13 protein-coding genes, 1 tRNA gene and 1 pseudogene are annotated in these 16347 nt (G+C 62.7%); 2 read left to right on the top strand and 13 right to left on the bottom strand.

Features of this window, described 5'->3' with window-relative positions:
- The first annotated feature begins 513 nt into the window (after nt 1-513).
- Entirely contained in the window at nt 514-4653 is a 4140-nt protein-coding gene (locus tag V7P99_RS12145; protein WP_333795087.1) for a hypothetical protein, read from the top strand.
- Nucleotides 4654-4760: 107 nt separating this feature from the next.
- On the opposite strand, the gene V7P99_RS12140 is transcribed toward V7P99_RS12145, so the two are convergent.
- Complete coding sequence (locus V7P99_RS12140; RefSeq protein WP_333795086.1) at nt 4761-5585, bottom strand: HTH domain-containing protein; 825 nt, start codon at nt 5583-5585, stop codon at nt 4761-4763.
- 593 nt (nt 5586-6178) lie between these two features.
- Between V7P99_RS12140 and V7P99_RS12135 the strand changes: the two genes are divergently transcribed.
- The gene (locus V7P99_RS12135) at nt 6179-6778 is read left to right on the top strand and encodes a recombinase family protein (protein WP_333795085.1); all 600 of its coding nucleotides are present in this window, start codon (nt 6179-6181) and stop codon (nt 6776-6778) included.
- A 75-nt stretch (nt 6779-6853) separates the two neighbouring features.
- Here V7P99_RS12135 and V7P99_RS12130 read toward each other — a convergent pair whose 3' ends face one another.
- The 12 genes and pseudogenes from V7P99_RS12130 to V7P99_RS12075 all read right to left on the bottom strand — a co-directional run.
- A complete protein-coding gene (locus tag V7P99_RS12130; RefSeq protein WP_333795084.1) occupies nt 6854-7141 on the bottom strand; it encodes a hypothetical protein in 288 nt (95 codons plus the stop codon).
- A gap of 81 nt (nt 7142-7222) precedes the next feature.
- Nucleotides 7223-8374 carry a hypothetical protein gene (locus V7P99_RS12125; RefSeq protein WP_333795083.1) on the bottom strand — a complete coding sequence of 384 codons (1152 nt, stop codon included), beginning with the start codon at nt 8372-8374 and terminating at the stop codon, nt 7223-7225.
- Entirely contained in the window at nt 8371-10041 is a 1671-nt protein-coding gene (locus V7P99_RS12120; protein WP_333795082.1) for a hypothetical protein, read from the bottom strand. The genes V7P99_RS12125 and V7P99_RS12120 overlap by 4 nt, the downstream gene beginning before the upstream one ends.
- Before the next feature lie 86 nt (nt 10042-10127).
- Nucleotides 10128-10203: transfer RNA gene (locus V7P99_RS12115), tRNA-Phe, on the bottom strand.
- Between the two features lie 104 nt (nt 10204-10307).
- Nucleotides 10308-10562, bottom strand: coding sequence for a DNA gyrase inhibitor YacG (locus V7P99_RS12110; protein ID WP_333795081.1), 255 nt, complete (start codon nt 10560-10562; stop codon nt 10308-10310).
- 7 nt (nt 10563-10569) lie between these two features.
- Entirely contained in the window at nt 10570-11229 is a 660-nt protein-coding gene (locus tag V7P99_RS12105) for a Maf family nucleotide pyrophosphatase (protein WP_333795099.1), read from the bottom strand.
- Between the two features lie 589 nt (nt 11230-11818).
- Complete coding sequence (locus tag V7P99_RS12100; protein ID WP_333795080.1) at nt 11819-12280, bottom strand: arsenate-mycothiol transferase ArsC; 462 nt, start codon at nt 12278-12280, stop codon at nt 11819-11821.
- Nucleotides 12281-12284: 4 nt separating this feature from the next.
- Nucleotides 12285-12791, bottom strand: coding sequence for a UPF0262 family protein (locus V7P99_RS12095; RefSeq protein WP_333795079.1), 507 nt, complete (start codon nt 12789-12791; stop codon nt 12285-12287).
- Complete coding sequence (hisD, locus tag V7P99_RS12090; RefSeq protein ID WP_333795078.1) at nt 12788-14089, bottom strand: histidinol dehydrogenase; 1302 nt, start codon at nt 14087-14089, stop codon at nt 12788-12790. The genes V7P99_RS12095 and hisD overlap by 4 nt, the downstream gene beginning before the upstream one ends.
- Nucleotides 14090-14312: 223 nt before the next feature.
- Nucleotides 14313-14756, bottom strand: a complete 444-nt coding sequence (locus V7P99_RS12085; RefSeq protein WP_333795077.1) for a DUF2948 family protein — start codon at nt 14754-14756, stop codon at nt 14313-14315.
- Nucleotides 14757-15030: 274 nt separating this feature from the next.
- Nucleotides 15031-15498, bottom strand: coding sequence for a DUF992 domain-containing protein (locus V7P99_RS12080; protein ID WP_333795076.1), 468 nt, complete (start codon nt 15496-15498; stop codon nt 15031-15033).
- A 559-nt stretch (nt 15499-16057) separates the two neighbouring features.
- Nucleotides 16058-16347, bottom strand: a pseudogene (locus tag V7P99_RS12075) (UDP-N-acetylglucosamine 1-carboxyvinyltransferase); the annotation flags it as partial.

Below are 16347 nucleotides of genomic sequence, written 5' to 3'. Positions count from 1 at the left end.
GAGGTGCGACTTTCGAGGATGATCGTCGTCGGATTACCTCTTTACGCCCCCTAGGTTTCAGGCCGTCACGACGCCGTAAGCACTACGTCTCGAAGCAGCGCAACCTAACGCGCTTCCCCGACGACGATCCACCTACGACACGACGACAATACGCACCTTGGTCATCCTAGGCCGGATGGTCAGGAGCTTCGCTCGCTGCGGCCGCACATTCCGAGATCGACGCCGCGTCGTCATCGGGAGCCCCCGCTAGCCGCGACGGTTTCCCCGTACAGCGGCTTTCTCAAGGTCAGCGCCTCCGATACCGCAGCGGAACCCGAAGGGCTCTGTACGCGAAAACCGTAGGCCGCTGAACAGTCCGGCCGCCAACACCAGAATAACCTTCAACTGTTCGCGCCGCGAACGGCCGCGCGTTGAGCACTTCCCAACCTCGCTGCTCAAGGCAACGGGGCAAGGTCGCCGTTTGCGCTTGCAAGCGGACGAGCCCAACTTCGACATCACAGCAAATGAGGAAGAATGATTGAAAACACGGGTGGCAAACTCAAGCCTTATGAGGCTGAGAGCACCCCCATCAACGAGCCAGCCGAGAACACCGATACGGCGGGCCTCCCCGTTCCCTCCACGCCCCCACGACGTGCCACTCTTGAACAGACGCCAAGCGCCGCCGAACAGCTCATCGTTCGCGACGCGGCGTGGCGCGAGGAAAGGGCGCGGAACAAGGAAGTCCGCGACTACACTTGGGAACAGACCAGGGGAGACATTTGGAACAACTCCCTCTCCGGCAGCATCGTCAACAACGTCTATGACTTCTACCAGTCGTGGGGCGCACAAGAGACGCCGTTGTCCGAAAGCGAGTGGGAAGCCATGGTCAAGGAAGCCCAAGAGGGCGGCCTGCCCGAGGCTTGGCTTGAAGAGCTTCAAGACGTTCGCACCGCCGAAGAGTTTCAGCGTGTGCTTGCCCGTTCGAAAGAACACATCGCCGCCGCCGAACGCCTCAACAGCACTTGGGGAAGCTTCGGCGCGAACCTCTTGGCGAGCTACCTGGACCCGGCCGGATGGCCGCTCGCAGCCGGCATCGTCACCCCCATCATGCGTTCCGCTAGAGCCGCCGTTGCAGCCCGCAGCGCCGCCGCTCATAAGGGCGCAAGCATCGGCCTCGCTTCCGGCGAGACCTTCGCAAATGTCGCCAAGGCAAACCGCCGTGAGCTTATGGGCTCTTCAGCCCTCTCCGGTGCCCTTGCAGCCGGCTCTAACATCGCCGCAGTGGACGCGGCAGGCCAAGCGCCGACCCCTGAAGAATACCTCTTCGCCTCCCTCGTAGGCGTCGGCCTCGGCGCCGCAGTGGGACCGCTGGCGGCTAAGAGTGCCACACGCGAGGAAGCGAAGATGCTCGCCCGTGCTGCCCAACGCGCCCTCAAGGCTGGCGGCTACGATGCGCAGATGAAGGCCCTTGGCGTGAAACCGCCGATGATTGACCCGCCGCTTGCGCTTCCGCACCCGGACCAGTTCAAGGTCCAGCCCGAAGTCTCGCCCGGTCAGCCGTTCCGCGCTCGCACCGCCGACGACTTCCTGCCAGATGCGCCGGCCGCCCACGCGAAGCCCGTGACCAAGATCGTGGACCCCACCGAGCTTGAACCTACGCCCGACCTTCTTAAGAACCCGCGCTTCATCGCCCGGTACGAAGGAGGCGACGGCGCCGAGTATCGCATCGTGGCCGAGACCGAGGACATGAGCGGCCCTTATCGCGTCGTCTCCGGCGGGAAGGTCATCGCCCGGAACGTGGACCGCATCCAAGACGCTCGCGCAGTCATCCCGAAGCGCACCGTCGAAGAGATGCCGCCCGCACCCGAGGCACCGACCGCGCCGAATATCGAACTCATCGAACAGCTTCGCACGGCCCTTGCAAATGCGACCGACGAAGCGGCGGCGAAGGAAGTCAGTGACATGCTCGACAGCCTCCAGGGCTTCGTCCTGGAGAACATGGACGACCTGGACGAGGCCGCTGTAAGAGCGCTCACGCCCAACGAGCCGAAAGCCGCTGGTGCCGCGCCGACGCCCGAAGAGCTGACTGGCCACACGTTCATAGACGACAACCTAATCCGCTCTATCCGCGACGAGGACGTGCCCTACTCGGCCGTCACCGCTGCCCGTACAGACCGCGCCGCGTTCTCGCTCAAGTCCCGTAACCCGATCCGCCGCTGGCTCGGATGGGGCTTACTAGACGACACCGTGGGCAACGTGGATAAGAACCGCGTCACGCCGCACTCGGCCGAGCTGGACGCCCGCCAGAAGGCGGACAAGTGGATAGTCCCGTATGAGCAAGCGCGTGAGGCGCAGTTCAAGGCGTGGGCCGGCGCGATGGGCATCAACCGCCTCAAGCAGCCGTTCGTCCGCGACCAGTTCTACGTCGCCGTGGGCGAGCGCATCAACGGCCTCAAGTTCAAGGACAACGTTCCGCAGGCCGCGCGTGACGCTATCGACGCCCTCATTCCGCACATCGATCGGCTCGGCAAAGAGCTGGCCGAGGACGCGAAGAACCCGTTACGGGAGTTCGGTAAGGTCACCAAGCCGCTACCCGGCGCCGACGAGTGGGACGCCATCCCCGGCAAGGTCTACATGCCGACCCGTTGGGATGCGACGAAGATCCAGTACGCCGTTGAGAATGGAAAGATCAGCGAGACGGGCCTTATCCGGCTCATTCAAGACGCCATTGAAAAGGCACAGCCGAATATCGATAAGCGCTATCTCCAGCGCCTTTCCGCTGGCTTTGCGACCAACATCCGCAACCGCGCGTTCGGCATCGAAGACGAATGGACGATCTCGTTCAACGGACGCGACCGCCGCCGCTTTGTCGCCGCCCTCCAGCGCGACACGGGGCTCTCCCCGGCCGAAGTCGAAGACCTCGCGAAGACGATCTTCGACCGCAAGCCCGACCCCTCCGGCGTGTTCGGTAACCACAAGCGCCGCGTCCTCATGGACTACACGCACGTAGACCCGGCGACCGGCATTCGCGTTGCGGACTTCCTAGACATGAACGTAGACCGCCTCTTCCAGTCGGCCGTTCACCGCTTGTCAGGCCGCGTCGCTCTCGCTCGTATGCAGCTCACAATGCCCAAGAAGCCGCGCTTCAAGACGGTCCTCACCCGAGACCCTAAGACCGGCAACTCCATCGCAACGAAGGTGGAGGACGGTCACACGGGCGGGGACATTCTGTTGGACGGCATCCGCACCGACGATGAGCTTGAAGCCGTGATCCAGGCGGCGTCGAAGTGGGAAGCCGAGTTTGGCGACAACGCCATGCGCGACAACGCCAAATATGAAGTCGAGAAAATCCGATGGGTTTATGACCGTCTCATGGGCCGGCCCGATCCGGCTCACACGACGAAGCCCGCAAAGGTCATGCGGAATATCCGCGACTACAACTTCATGCGGCTCATGTGGTCCGTCCCCATCTCCATGATGAACGAATACGTCATGCCGCTGTCTGTGCTCGGCATCAAAGCGGGAACCTCCCATGCGCCAGCTTGGCGTCGCGTCGTGGATGCATCCGGCCGCACTCGCTACCGCACCCGGCTGCATGACCAGATCGAAGCTATGGGCATTGGACGCTCGCGCCTCCACAAGGCATCGTTGCGCGGCCTGGAGCACTTCCAAGGCAACGAAGAGATGGCACTGACCGGCTCGCGTTGGGACCGCGTTACCGAGAACCTAGCGTTCGGCACTCGCCTCACGGCGCAGTATTCCGGGATGATGAACCTTCAGGCCATCCTAGAGCACCACGCCGCCGCTTCCGTCCTCCAGCGTCTTGCCGACATGGCGGACCTTGTGAAGGCCGGTAAGAAGTTCGGCCCCGAGGATATGGCCCGTTGGAAGGCCCTCGGCCTGGACGACGAGATGGCCGCTCGCGTGATGGAGAACTTCCGCCACGCCGACAAGACGGATGGGTTCTTCTTCCCCGGCAAGCTCACCAGCTTGAACTTGGACAAGTGGGACGCCGACGTAAGCATGGCGCTCCAGCATCTGGTCTACCGCTATGCGCGGAAGCTGATCCAGCAACAGAGCTACGGCAACACCGCACTCTGGATGGGCAAGCCTCTCGCGCAGACGTTCTTCCAGTTTCGCAACTTCCCGTTCACAGCGTACAACAACCATCTCTTGCACAACCTCCACCAGCGCGACGCGGCGGCCCTCAAGATGTTCATCTTCGGGACGACGTGGGCCGCTATGGTGCGCGGAATGCAAGTCAAGATGCTCGCTGCGCTGCGCCCGGACGGAGACGAGTACGAAGAGAAGCACGGCAACCTTTGGGCACTCGCCAAGGCCGGATTCTCGCGCTCCACGATGGCGGCCACGTCGCCCATGGTTATCGACACGCTTCTGTTCCTCATGGACAGGCCCGGCATGTTTGATGCTCGATCCACGGGACAAGCCTCCGATATTCTCGGCGGTTCCCCTACGATCAGCGCGTTCAACCAACTTGCGGAAGGCGTAAGCGGCACCACCGGCTCTTGGATCGACAATCGAGAGATGAGCCAGATGGAGCTTCGAGCCCTCGGCGGCCTACTGCCGGGCGCTACGATTCCCTTCATGAGCGCGTTCGGTCACTTGATCAAAGACCGTCCGGTGAAAGCTCCGAAGGTCGAAGCGTCCTTCTAAGCGTGAGCTGAGGCGCAGCTAAGAACCTTCACACAACCCCTTAAAGAGGCCCTGGCAGTTGGGCGGCGAAAGTCGCTTTAGATGCCGGGGCCTCCTCCGAGCCTGAACTATATTTTTGCTTCAAGGATAAACTTTTCTCTGAGATTATCTAGCAACTCCAACACTTGGTTCCGTTCCAATGCTGGGTCCGACACTTGGAGAAATTCCACCGCCCCAAAATCATCGCCGCGTTTCCTATTCTGCGGCGGCTCAAGCCCTTCAATTAGAAGCGCTTCCATAGTCGCAATCAACATTTCAATATCAAATTGTGGCTGGCACCCGGCGAAGAGTTCTCCTGTTTCATTGTTAACTCCGCAAATGCCGAACCATGAGAAACGATCCCAGCGCCCATTTAGCCGGTCGGCTATGTGCTGGCGAAGGCGTACTCCCAGAGGTTGATCCGTCGCTCGACCGACGTAGACAACTGAGCGACGATCATGAAGCAAATAGACTCCTTTCTGACCGCAAAAATCCACAGACTTGGTCGCTCCTTGCTGCCGACCGAGCAGCTTCGGTGTCGTTGCCCATACGATCTGGTCCCGCGACCAGTACATTCCCAAAGCGTTAATTAGCCCTGTTCCAGCCGCTTCACCGGCAGGGTCAGTGGTAGGGTCTGTTTCAGCATCAGATTGGCCTATCGGACTAGTGCTCTGAGATTCCGTCTTCTCTCGAAGCCAGTAGTAGCCTCGACCGACGCGGATAAACGGGGACTCGCCTCCATTAATCGATCCACTTATTGTGGAATTTACAGTCGCTGCGGGCGTTGCTCCCACATCGCTACGAAAACCTTGGGCCGTTATAGCTTCTGCGATGTCTGTATAGTGCATCGCTTGGGGGCTCTCCCTCAGCACATGAGAAATGGCCTCTTTCCAATTCCAACTAAAATCGGACATCGCGCTCCTCATACAGTGCAAGTAATCCCACCGCTCGAGACAGGGCGGCGAAGATATCACGGCATAGTCCAGCTTCGCCTAAAGGTCAGTCCTGGAGGTCATTTATAGTTTCCCGCAGCACACTGCCGTCGAGATCGCGATGTTTTGGGTCGCACGTCTGAAGTGGCATTAAATAATTTCGAGCGTCGTCAGTACCCCCGCGGGGGCCGCTCCTAACACATTTTCCGTGATCCTACTGCGCCGCAGCCGCTTCGCATGACGATGCGCTTCCGCCCTCCGCGCCATGCGTTGAGCGTTGTTCGCTGGCTGCGATGGTCACGACGCTCGCGGGGCGGGGAGCGTCCCGGTCTCCTTGCTTCCCGCCCTGCGATGCCCCCGTTCTTCCGCGCCGCCCTTGATGCCGACCGATGCGTTTTCCCTTTCCGCATTAACGCCGTCGTCCCAATAGGCAGGGTCTAATGACTCACTCAGAGCGCCGTCCCGGCAGCGCTGAATGCGTCCCACATGAATCATGTTGTAATTTTGGGATGATTGTGCCATCATCTCTTTAAGTCATGCGGTACATGGCTTCGAGGGAGCGGAGACGCACGGCAATGCAGATTGGGTATGCACGGACTTCCACTTTGGAGCAGGTCGCCGGGTTTGAGGCGCAGAAGCGCGACCTTGAGGCGGCGGGATGCGAGAAGGTGTTCTCTGAAAGGGTCTCGTCGGTTGCTCAGCGTGAGCAGCTAGAGGCCGCTATCGACTATCTCCGGGACGGCGACAGTCTCGTCGTCACGAAGCTCGACAGGCTGGCACGGTCCATGCGCGACTTGCTGGCCATCGTGGATCGGATCGAGGCGAAGGGCGCGGGTCTCCGCATCCTCAACATGAACCTAGACACGTCCACGGCCACGGGAAGGCTCATGCTCAACGTGATCGGCTCCGTTGCGGAGTTTGAGCGGGATATGATGCTGGAGCGTCAGCGCGAAGGCATCGCCAAGGCGAAGGCCGAAGGCAAGTTCAAGGGCCGCAAGCCGACCGCTCGCGCCAAGGCCGGTGAGGTCGAGGCGATGTTGGCGGCGGGTGAGAGCCCGACCGTCGTCGCGAAGAAGCTCGGCATCGGCCGCTCGTCAGTCTACCGGGCGATGGCGGAACGAGGGCTGAAGCGAGAGACGGCCTATAAGGCCGAAGCGGCCGCGGAGAGCGCGTAAGAGAAAGGCCCCAGCGAAGGGGCCTTTTCATTTGGATTGGACGACGGCCGTAAGCGCCCTGGAGAGCGGGCCGCACTAAGCCCAATGCTTGGCGGCGCCGAGTTCCCATACGACGCCCGGATAGTGGCCCGTCGAAGAGGCGGGAAGGCCGAGGCGCCGAGCTTCGGTATGACCGACCTCCGTTATCTCAGCCAAGCTCAGATCGACTGCAAGGGCCGGGTCGTTAGGATCGTCGGCGGCCATGACGTGCATCACCTCTAACGTGGTCGGCGCGAACCGCTCTAGCCATTCCCGCGCCGTCATGCGGCCCGTTAGAGCTTCGCCGGGGAGATAGTCTGTCGTCGTGATGGTCGTCGTGATCATGCTTTAGTCTTCCCTTCTTTCGGTCGTGAATGTTCGTGCGGACGGGCGCGGCCCTGTGTTTTTGCCGCTTGGTCTTCCGAATTACGCAATAAGGCGCAGCTCGGTCCCCGATGGTGCTGCATTGAGGGCGATGACGCCTGCCGCTGCTAGCGCATGTAGGGTCCGATGTAGTTCGGTCGTGGATGCCCCGAGCGCCTTTGCGAGTGATCTTTGCCCGGTCCTAAGCGAGCCCCCGGCGTCCCGCAGATGCGTCAGCAAGGCGTCTCTTAGAGGCGTGTTCCGAGGCTCTTGCGTAAGCGTGACGGGAACGCCGCCAGAGGCTTGTTCGGTGGCGCCTTCACTCACCCCTTCGCAGACGCTTGGAACGGCTCCATCGGGCTCCAGCGCGACTTGTTGCGCCATCTGCGTTCCAGCCCTTGCACCCTCTGTTCCAGCCCTTGCACCCTCTGTTCCAACGCGCGTTCCGTTGACCAGGACAAGGGCGAGGGCCGATCCGATCTCCAGGGCGAGCACCGGCATGAGAGCGAGCCAGTCGGAGAGGCTTGCGGCGGCAACCGATAGTCCGAATGCGGCAAGGTATGTCGCCAAGGCTGACGCGGCAGGGTCGCCTTTCGTCGTCGGCGGCGCGGTGGCCAAGTCATGCTCGGCGGCGGCCAAGGCTTGGCGAAGGCGCTCACGGTGGGCGGCGGTGTCACCCTCGGCGCGTAGGGTCGCGATCTCGGCGCAGACACGGCGCGTGACGGAGCCGTAAGCCGGAGCTGTGCGGTCTTCGCAGGACGCAAGACCGGGCGTCGTCTCAAGCCGCGCGATCTCGGCGGCGATGGTGCCAGCAGGACGGGCAGCGGGCAGAATGGCGAGTTCGGCTTTGGCGTCGTCGTAACGAGCACGGACGGCGGCTGCGGCGTCACTGGCAAGGGTGCGCTCGGCAGCACTATCGGCGCGTATGGACGCCATCAGCGAGAGTTCTGCGGTCAGGCTGTAGGCGACGGCGACAAGGGCCAGCGCGGCCATTGCAGCGGCACGACCAAGCGACCATGAACGGAGCGCAGCGAAGATGCCTTCGACGGCGAACGGCTTTGCGCCTTCAAGACCCAGCGCCATGGCTACGAAGAGAGCACCGAGGACGGGACCATGGTGGCCGCCGGTCGTCCATGCGTAGACCGCGCCGAAGCCCGCAGAGGCGATCACAAGGGCGGCGGCGGATGCGCCGACGATAATGCGTTGCGGGTTCATGATTGGCCCCCTGTGGAGGCGTCGTCCTCGGCCTTATGCGGTGGCGTCGTAGGGACGGGGATTTTGCTGATCGCCGCATAAAGCGCCGGAAGGCGAGCATGACGATAGCGAGACGCCTCGCCATCACTGCCGGCATGGCCCTGTAATGCGTTGGCTTGACTGTCTAAGACGCCGTATTCGGGACAAATCGACTTGAACCAATGGCGGAAAGCGTGACAGGGCGCTTTACGCGGATCGGTGAAACCGTTGTCGCGTATCCATTCGCGCAAGCGGTTCGCAACTCCCTTCGAAGCGTGGCGTATTTGACCCGATTTCCTTTGACGGGGTGATCCCGCCTCGCCGCCGTAGAATAGCGGGCCGCTGCCTTTCTTCTTTACGAATTTGAGAAAGCCACGTTCGATCAACGCGGGATGAATGGGCACGTCGCGTTCGGAGTTGATATTCTTGAGGCGACCGCCGTCTTTCGTCGTCGTAATGCTGATGTAGTCGATGCCCCTGGTATTCTTTACGTGCTCGCCCCAAAGCTGAGCGATCTCACCGACGCGGGCTCCTGTAAGAGCAAGCAGCCACGGCATCCAATGGAACTTCGCGTCATCCTCTTTATCGGCCAATGCCAGGAGTGCGGCGACTTCCTCGTCGGTGTAAACTCTGCCACCCTTTCCGGCCACCTTCGTTTCTTGCGCTCGAACACCTTCGACCGGATCAAAGTCTAGAAGGTCTTCTCGCATCCCTAGCCGATAGAGAGTGCGAATATGTGCAAGGTAGCTGTCGTTTACGGTCTTTGGAGTGCGATCTCCCGCCAACAGCGCGTCTCGCCACTGTCGCACGTCGGGCTTCGTCACGCGCATCGGCTGGTTATGGCCAAGATGCTGACTGAAGTTGGCCACTGCCGCGCGATAAGCGACGATTGAAGTGGGAGCCTTGTTCGTTTCCCAAAGGGCCAGCAACCTGTCGAAGGTAAGCGAGGAAGACTTCGCGGTGTCTTGGACTGCGTTGCCCCGCCACTGCGGTATCTTTGCCGCCAAAGGATCGGGCGCGAAGTCTCCTTCCGCGTTCCTCTTGAGCTTCTTGGCTGCGTCGGTAATACGCTCTGCAAAGACGCGAAGAAGCTGCGGTCGGTCTTCCGGATCCGCGTTCACGCCCTCCCGGAGCAGAATCGCGTCAAGGAACGGCCCCACGTACCGTTCCAATGCGCGGAGCCTTCGGTCCTGAGTAGAGTTGTCAAGGTCAGGAGGCGGCCACGGCAAGCCGGTGAGCGCGTCTTGTACGATCTCACCGACGACCCGCCACCAACCGGCGTCAATTGGATCATCCTCAAAGCCCGCGTTGAGATCGCGGTAGAGGATGCCCGCAAGCTCGTAACACTCCTTGAGCGAAATGCGGCGAGGCCCTGCAAGGATTGCAGCGAAGGCTGTCTCAAGTTGCTGAACGACGGCGGCATGACGCATGTCGCGCAAAGCCTTGTCGTCGGTACGCAGTGAGAAGCGGAGCGTGGTGCCGAGCGTGATGGTCATGCGAATGGCTTCGCCGCCGACGATCTCCGGGGGCAGCGACAGAGCCACACGCCGGCCACGGGCAATCTTCAGTACGTCGGCAGGAACGCGCTTCTGGAACTGCGCATTGCGCGACCCAAGGCGGGTAGTCGGACGGGCCATGACAAGCACCATGTAGCGCACCCCTGTAGCACAGTGGCGCGGCGAAAAAGGTCAATGATGCTCGATAGTTATTCCAAATCAGCGGCTTAGGAAAGCCGTGGTGCCCAGGGGCGGAATCGAACCACCGACACTGCGATTTTCAGTCGCATGCTCTACCAACTGAGCTACCTGGGCTTTTTGCTTGCGAGGCTTAGGGAAGGCATTCGCCCGCCGTCGAAGCTCGCGCTTTATAGGGGTAAGGCCTCTCGCTGTCCAGCATCACGAAGCCAGCCTCTGCGTTATTGTTCCTCTTCGTCCGGGCCAACGCCGCGATCGAGCCGTCCGGCCTCCTTGGCGAAGCCTTCGTCGCCGTCCTCGTCCGCATCCGAATCACCGCCGGCGATCACGTATGCCCCCGAAACCCAGCGGCCCAGGTCGATATCGGCGCAGCGCGACGAGCAGAACGGCCGCGCGGCATGGGCCGTCGGCTTGCCGCAGATTGGGCATTTGCCGCCGGACAAGCCAGGTGCCGCCTTGCTTTCGGTTTGGGTCATCGGGGCCTCATTCCGCGTCGGTCTCGGCCGCGCGCAGCCAGTTGAAATGCACCGGGAAACCCTCGCCGGTGAGCAGGCTCACGACCTCGGTCAAGGGAAGGCCGACCACATTCGTATAGGACCCGGTGATCGTGCGCACGAAACAGCCGGCAAGCCCTTGGATGGCATAGCCGCCCGCTTTGCCGCGCCATTCCCTGGAGGCAATGTAGGCTTCGATCTCGGGTTTCGAAAGGTGTTTGAAGCGCACGCGTGTCGCGACGATGCGCGTGCGGATGCGATCGTCCGGTGTGATCAGGGCGACGCCCGTAAGCACGCGGTGGGAGCGCCCGGAGAGACGCTCCAGCGTCGCCACGGCTTCGTCGATGTGCTCGGGCTTGCCGAAGATGCGCCGTCCCGTGGAGACTACGGTGTCGGCCGCCAGCACGTAGGCATCCGCAATCTCGGTATCGTTGGCGAGCTGGTCGCGCGCCGCTTCCGCCTTTGCACGTGCAAGGCGCGAGGCGAGGGAGCGCGGCATCTCGGCCATGCGCGGCGTTTCGTCGATGCTCGCCGGTCGCAGCGCGTCGGGCTCGATGCCAGCCTGCGCGAGCAGCGTGAGCCGGCGCGGGCTGGCGCTCGCGAGCACCAGTTTGGGGGCGTGCTGCGGCCCCTCCTCGCGTGCACGCATGCGCGCAAGCTCGCGCCGGAGCGTCTCACGGCGCGGGCTGTCCGTGCGCTTGAAGGGACTGAGAAAGGCGGCCTTGACGGAGCTCATCTCACTGTGCCGATGGATTGTAGCGAAAGGGATGCAATATGGATGCCGAGGGAGCACGCGAACGAGGCCCGACGGCGGACCCGAGCCCTTGAAGAGCATGGAACTTCGCGGAGAATGCAGAGCCCCCCGGCGAAATGCAAGATCCCGTTGCCGTCATCGGCGCTTGCCATGAAACAACGGCGGGATCCGGTGAGGCTCCGGGACGCGATCGTAAGGTTCCTCTGCGCCCGCGTGCGGCCGGCCATTAACTCAAAGGCATTGCGCTCTACCCTGATCGATCGCTCGAACCCCAGAGCGAGCTGGCGCTGTTGATCGAAACAGCCGGCCGAAGATCAACAAGGCTCGGGCACTCCTCGACGGAAGCGGCACGCTCGCCCGCAAGGGGCCTGCTTCACTTGGGATGTCGATGCGCTCGAGGCAGCAGCCGGCATCTGAGGCGGCGCATTCCGAGGCAACCGGCTGAAGTCGGCGCCGGCTCCGCACATTGAGCAAACACCGTACCTCAAACGATCGGGCCGCCAGCGGACGGCAGGAAGCGCTGCTTGATACGCTGAAAGAGCGTGTCGCGCACGTCGCGATAGGCCACGAGCAGATCCTCGCGGCTGGCGCTGTCGAGAAGTACGGTCGCATCCGGCGTCGGCCAGTACTCGACGTTCGCCGGCAGGATGCGCGTCATCTCCACGCCATGGTGGTGGGCTTCCGGCGAGAGCGTGATGATGAGATCGAAGTCGGGATCGTCGATCTCCTTGAGCGTCGAAGGCTCATGCTCGGAGATGTCGATCCCGATCTCGTCCATCACCGCCACGGCATAGGGATCCGTGATGCCGGCTCTTACGCCGGCCGATTCGACGCGGATGCGGTCGCCCACCAGATGGCGAAGGATCGCTGCTGCCATGGGGCTGCGCACTGCGTTGAGCGCACACGCAAACAGAACCGACCGAGGCCCGCCACCCTCGCCTGACACGTGCTCACCCCTTCCAGTGCAAGGCCGAGATGAGCGTGAAGAGGCGCCGGGCGGTATCGAGATCGATCTTGATCTTTCCCTCGAGCCGCTCGATGAGCACGCGGCTGCCCTCGTCATGCAGCCCGCGCCGGCCGACGTCGATCGCCTGGATATGCGAGGGCTGCGCTGAGCGGACCGCTTGGTAGTAGCTGTCCAGAACCAGGAAGTAGTCCTTCATAATGCGCTTGAAGGGCGTGAGGGACAGAAAGTGGGAGACGACGGGCTCTCCCGCTTCTTTTCCCGCGCTGTGCACCGTGAGCGCCAGGCGATCTTCCACCATGCCGATGGTCAGTTTGTAAGGACCCTCGTCGCGTTCCTCGAGCTCGAAGGAGTTTCCGTCCAGGATGTCATAGATCGCCACCTCCCGCTCGTGCTCGATGTTCGCATTGCCGCGCGAGATCGAGGCAGGATCGAGCACGATCTCGCTGATGCGGTTGTTGGTCTCGACGGCTTCCGTCGAAAATTCCGTCATGCTCCTTCCTTCGCAAGCCGGATCTCCATGGATCTCCGGTGCGCCTCGAGCCCTTCGGCGCGCGCCAATGTCATGGCGTGCGTCGCCAGCTTGCCGAGCGCGGGCGCATCGAGCTTGAGGATCGACGTTCGCTTCATGAAGTCGAGGACGCCAAGCCCTGAGGAGAAGCGCGCGCTGCGTGCCGTCGGCAGCACGTGGTTCGGGCCCGCCACATAGTCGCCGATTGCTTCGGGCGTGTAAGCGCCGAGGAACAAGGCGCCAGCGTTGCGGATTTCGGCCGCAAGCGCATCGGGATCGCGCGTCGCGATTTCGAGATGCTCGGCGGCGATGCGGTCGGCGAGCGCTGGCGCCTCCTCGAGCGAGCGCACGAGAATGACGGCGCCGAAGTCGCGCCAGCTCGCCCCCGCGATGTCGGCTTTGGGAAGCTCCGCCAGTTGCCGGTCCACAGCGGCCGTGACCTTGTCCGCGAACGCCGCGTCGTCGGTCATGAGAATGGACTGCGCCGCGGTATCGTGCTCCGCCTGCGCCAGGAGATCGGCAGCAATCCACTCCGGATCGTTGTGCCTGTCGGCGATGATCAGCACCTCGGAGGGGCCTGCGATGCTGTCGATGCCGACCGTGCCGAACACCTGCCGCTTAGCGGCCGCTACATAGGCGTTGCCGGGGCCGACGATCTTGACCACCGGGCGGATCGTCTCCGTGCCGAAGGCCAGGGCCGCGACCGCCTGCGCGCCGCCGACGCGATAGATCTCCGTGACGCCCGCGAGCCGCGCCGCTGCCAGCACCAGCGGATTGAGCTCGCCCCTGGGGGCGGGAACCACGATCACCAAGCGCTCGACGCCGGCCACCTTGGCCGGCACGGCGTTCATGAGGACGGAGCTCGGATAGGAGGCGAGGCCGCCCGGTACATAGAGCCCGGCAGATTCGACGGCCGTCCAGCGGTGGCCGAGGGTTGCGCCAAGCTCGTCCGTGTAGGTCTCACTGTGAGGCAGGTGGCGGACGTGATGATCTTGGATCCGGTCGCGGGCGAAGGCGAGCGCCTCGAGTGTTTCCGGGCTCGACGCCCGGAAGGCCGCCTCGACTTCATCCTCGCTGACACGCAGGCCGATGGCGCCGAGGTCGACATGGTCGAACCGCTTGGAAAGCTCGATCAGCGCCGCGTCGCCGCGCGCTCTCACGTCGGCGATGATCTGGCGCACCGCCTGGTCCACGTCGTCCGATACCTCGCGCTTGGTTGCGAGGAACGCATCGAAACGCGGTGCGAAATCTTGGTCGGACGTCGAAAGGCGCAGCGGCATGGGTATCTCCGAGGGCGAGGCCTAGCAGAATGGTCCCCGCATATGGCGCCGTTATAAGCGACGGCAGCGGCAGGCGAAAGCGCGCTGGGGTCACAGAATGCACCGGCCTAAGCGTGTATAATGCTCTATCGGCAGGCGCCGCCCCGCCTTATTGGGGCAGCCGCGGCCGTTTACCCTGAGAATGCGGGAAGTTGTTGCGAAATTCGCGACGTCGGGGCTGGGGCTACTCTCCGGCGTGCTCGGGCTTGCGCGGCGTGGCCCAGGCCGCACCGAGATCCGAAAGCGCCGCCTCGACGCATTCAACCGCGAGCCGCACCGCCCCGCCGCCCGCGAAGGTGAGGAGGATGGTGCCGTGCGGCGCCTCGCCGGGCTCAAAGATCAGCGTCAGGAGCGAGAGCACTTGATCCTTGCTGGCGAGGTCGATGCCCTGGACCTGCGCGCCCATGACATGCTCGATCCTGAGGCCCGTCCGCCGACGCACGAAGGCGCCGTCCTTGTCTGCTGCGGTCACCGCGTGGCTCCAGTCGAAGCGGTTGACCACCGCGGCGAAGCGCCGCTCAGCCTTGAGATAGGCCATGTCTCCGACCGTCAGCACTGCATCTTGCAGATGTGCGGCGAGGATAGGTAAATCTTCGGCTTCGAAGGCGATGAGCTTCAGGTCGGACATGCGGACGCGTCCCCGTTATCCCGTCGTAGACGGCGACTGATAGCCGGGGCGGCGCGGCTCTGCAACCTGTGTGGGCTTGAACCGATGGCTTGGCCGTATGCGACGCGAACCCTTCGGTTCGCATCAGGAACGCGGTTAAGCGCTCAAACGAGGGTCCGGATCGCGTTCCTGCAACGCGATCCGACGTTCATGAAGCTCAGCGCCGTTCGAGTTTAGGTAGAAACGGGAACAGCTCTAAATTCCCTGCCGGGTCGTACTTCTCTCCGGAAGCACTCTAGCGCAGAGACAACTCGGCGACGCCGACGGCGAGGTTGACGCCCGTCTGCCCCTGAATGCTGACCGGCTGCAAGGCGATGGATTTGGTCGAGCCGCCGAGCAGGACTTTGGCGCCGCCGCCGATGCCGATCGCAGCATCTGCCGTCGCGCCCGCGTAGTAGCCGGAAAGGCCCCTATGTCGCACCTTCGAGGGTGCGAACACGGCCCAGACCATGACTTCCTTGGAGGTAGCGCCGACGTCGAGCCCGATCCGAGTGAGCGAGCCCGAATAGCGCTCAGAATAGGAACCCGACGCCGAAAGGTATTTACATCTGTAGCTCTTCTTGGAGCCGACGATGAAGCCGATGCTCGATCCGCTCTTGCAGGTCAGGGTTCCGACCTTCACCTTGGTTTGCGCCAACGCGGGCGCGGAGGTCACAAAAAAAGCCGCCGCGCCAGCGAGGGCGACGAAGCCGAAAGCTTTCATATCTGATCTCCCCAATTACCCCCGAAAAACCGTCATCTGCAACGATACGCCCGACAGATTCGAAGCATTGCGCTTTCAATCGATCGGAAATGTGACGCCTTGCGGGCAAGGGGGCGAGGCGGAGCGTCTCAATCTCGCGCCGCGGACGCCATTCACTCGCCTCGGAATTGGATCGTGCCCCTGAGCGCACTCGCTAGAGCCTGATCGTTTGAGGTGGATGCGGACACGCATTCACCGAGAACGTGAATCAGTCTCTCAAACAAAAACTTAGAGCGCGTTCACGTCGCGCAATCCGATTCCGATAAAATTGAACGCGCTCTAGTTTGAGACACATCCCCGCACGCCGTCGGCGCGCGCCGCGGCTTTCGACGGCCCACTCACATCCCGAACAGTCAGCATCAAGAGACTATTGGTGCGGGTCTAAAGAGTGCTTCCGGAAAAGTGGGAACCGGTCATGGCGAAGCCATGCAAGTAAAAGTGTCCGAGAAGAAGAACGAGGAACAAAAGCTTAGAGCCGTTCCCTGATTCCGCGTAAAGCGGAACGGCTCCAGGCGTGCACTCAGCCGGCGCTCAGCCGCTCGATCCGTGCGCCGCAGCGCGAAAGCTTTTCCTCGAGCCTCTCGAAGCCGCGGTCGAGGTGGTAGACGCGGTTGATCGTGGTTTCGCCTTCGGCCATGAGGCCCGCGATGACGAGCGATACGGAGGCGCGCAAATCCGTCGCCATGACGGGGGCGCCGCGCAGGCTTTTCACGCCCTTGATCGTCGCGGTATCGCCGTGCAGCTTGATGTCCGCGCCGAGCCGCGCCAGCTCCTGCACGTGCATGAAGCGGTTCTCGAAGATCGTCTCGC

It is taken from the genome of Hyphomicrobium sp., from assembly GCF_036780825.1.
Lineage (GTDB): Bacteria > Pseudomonadota > Alphaproteobacteria > Rhizobiales > Hyphomicrobiaceae > Hyphomicrobium_C.
This window is presented reverse-complemented; position numbering and strand designations above follow the sequence as displayed.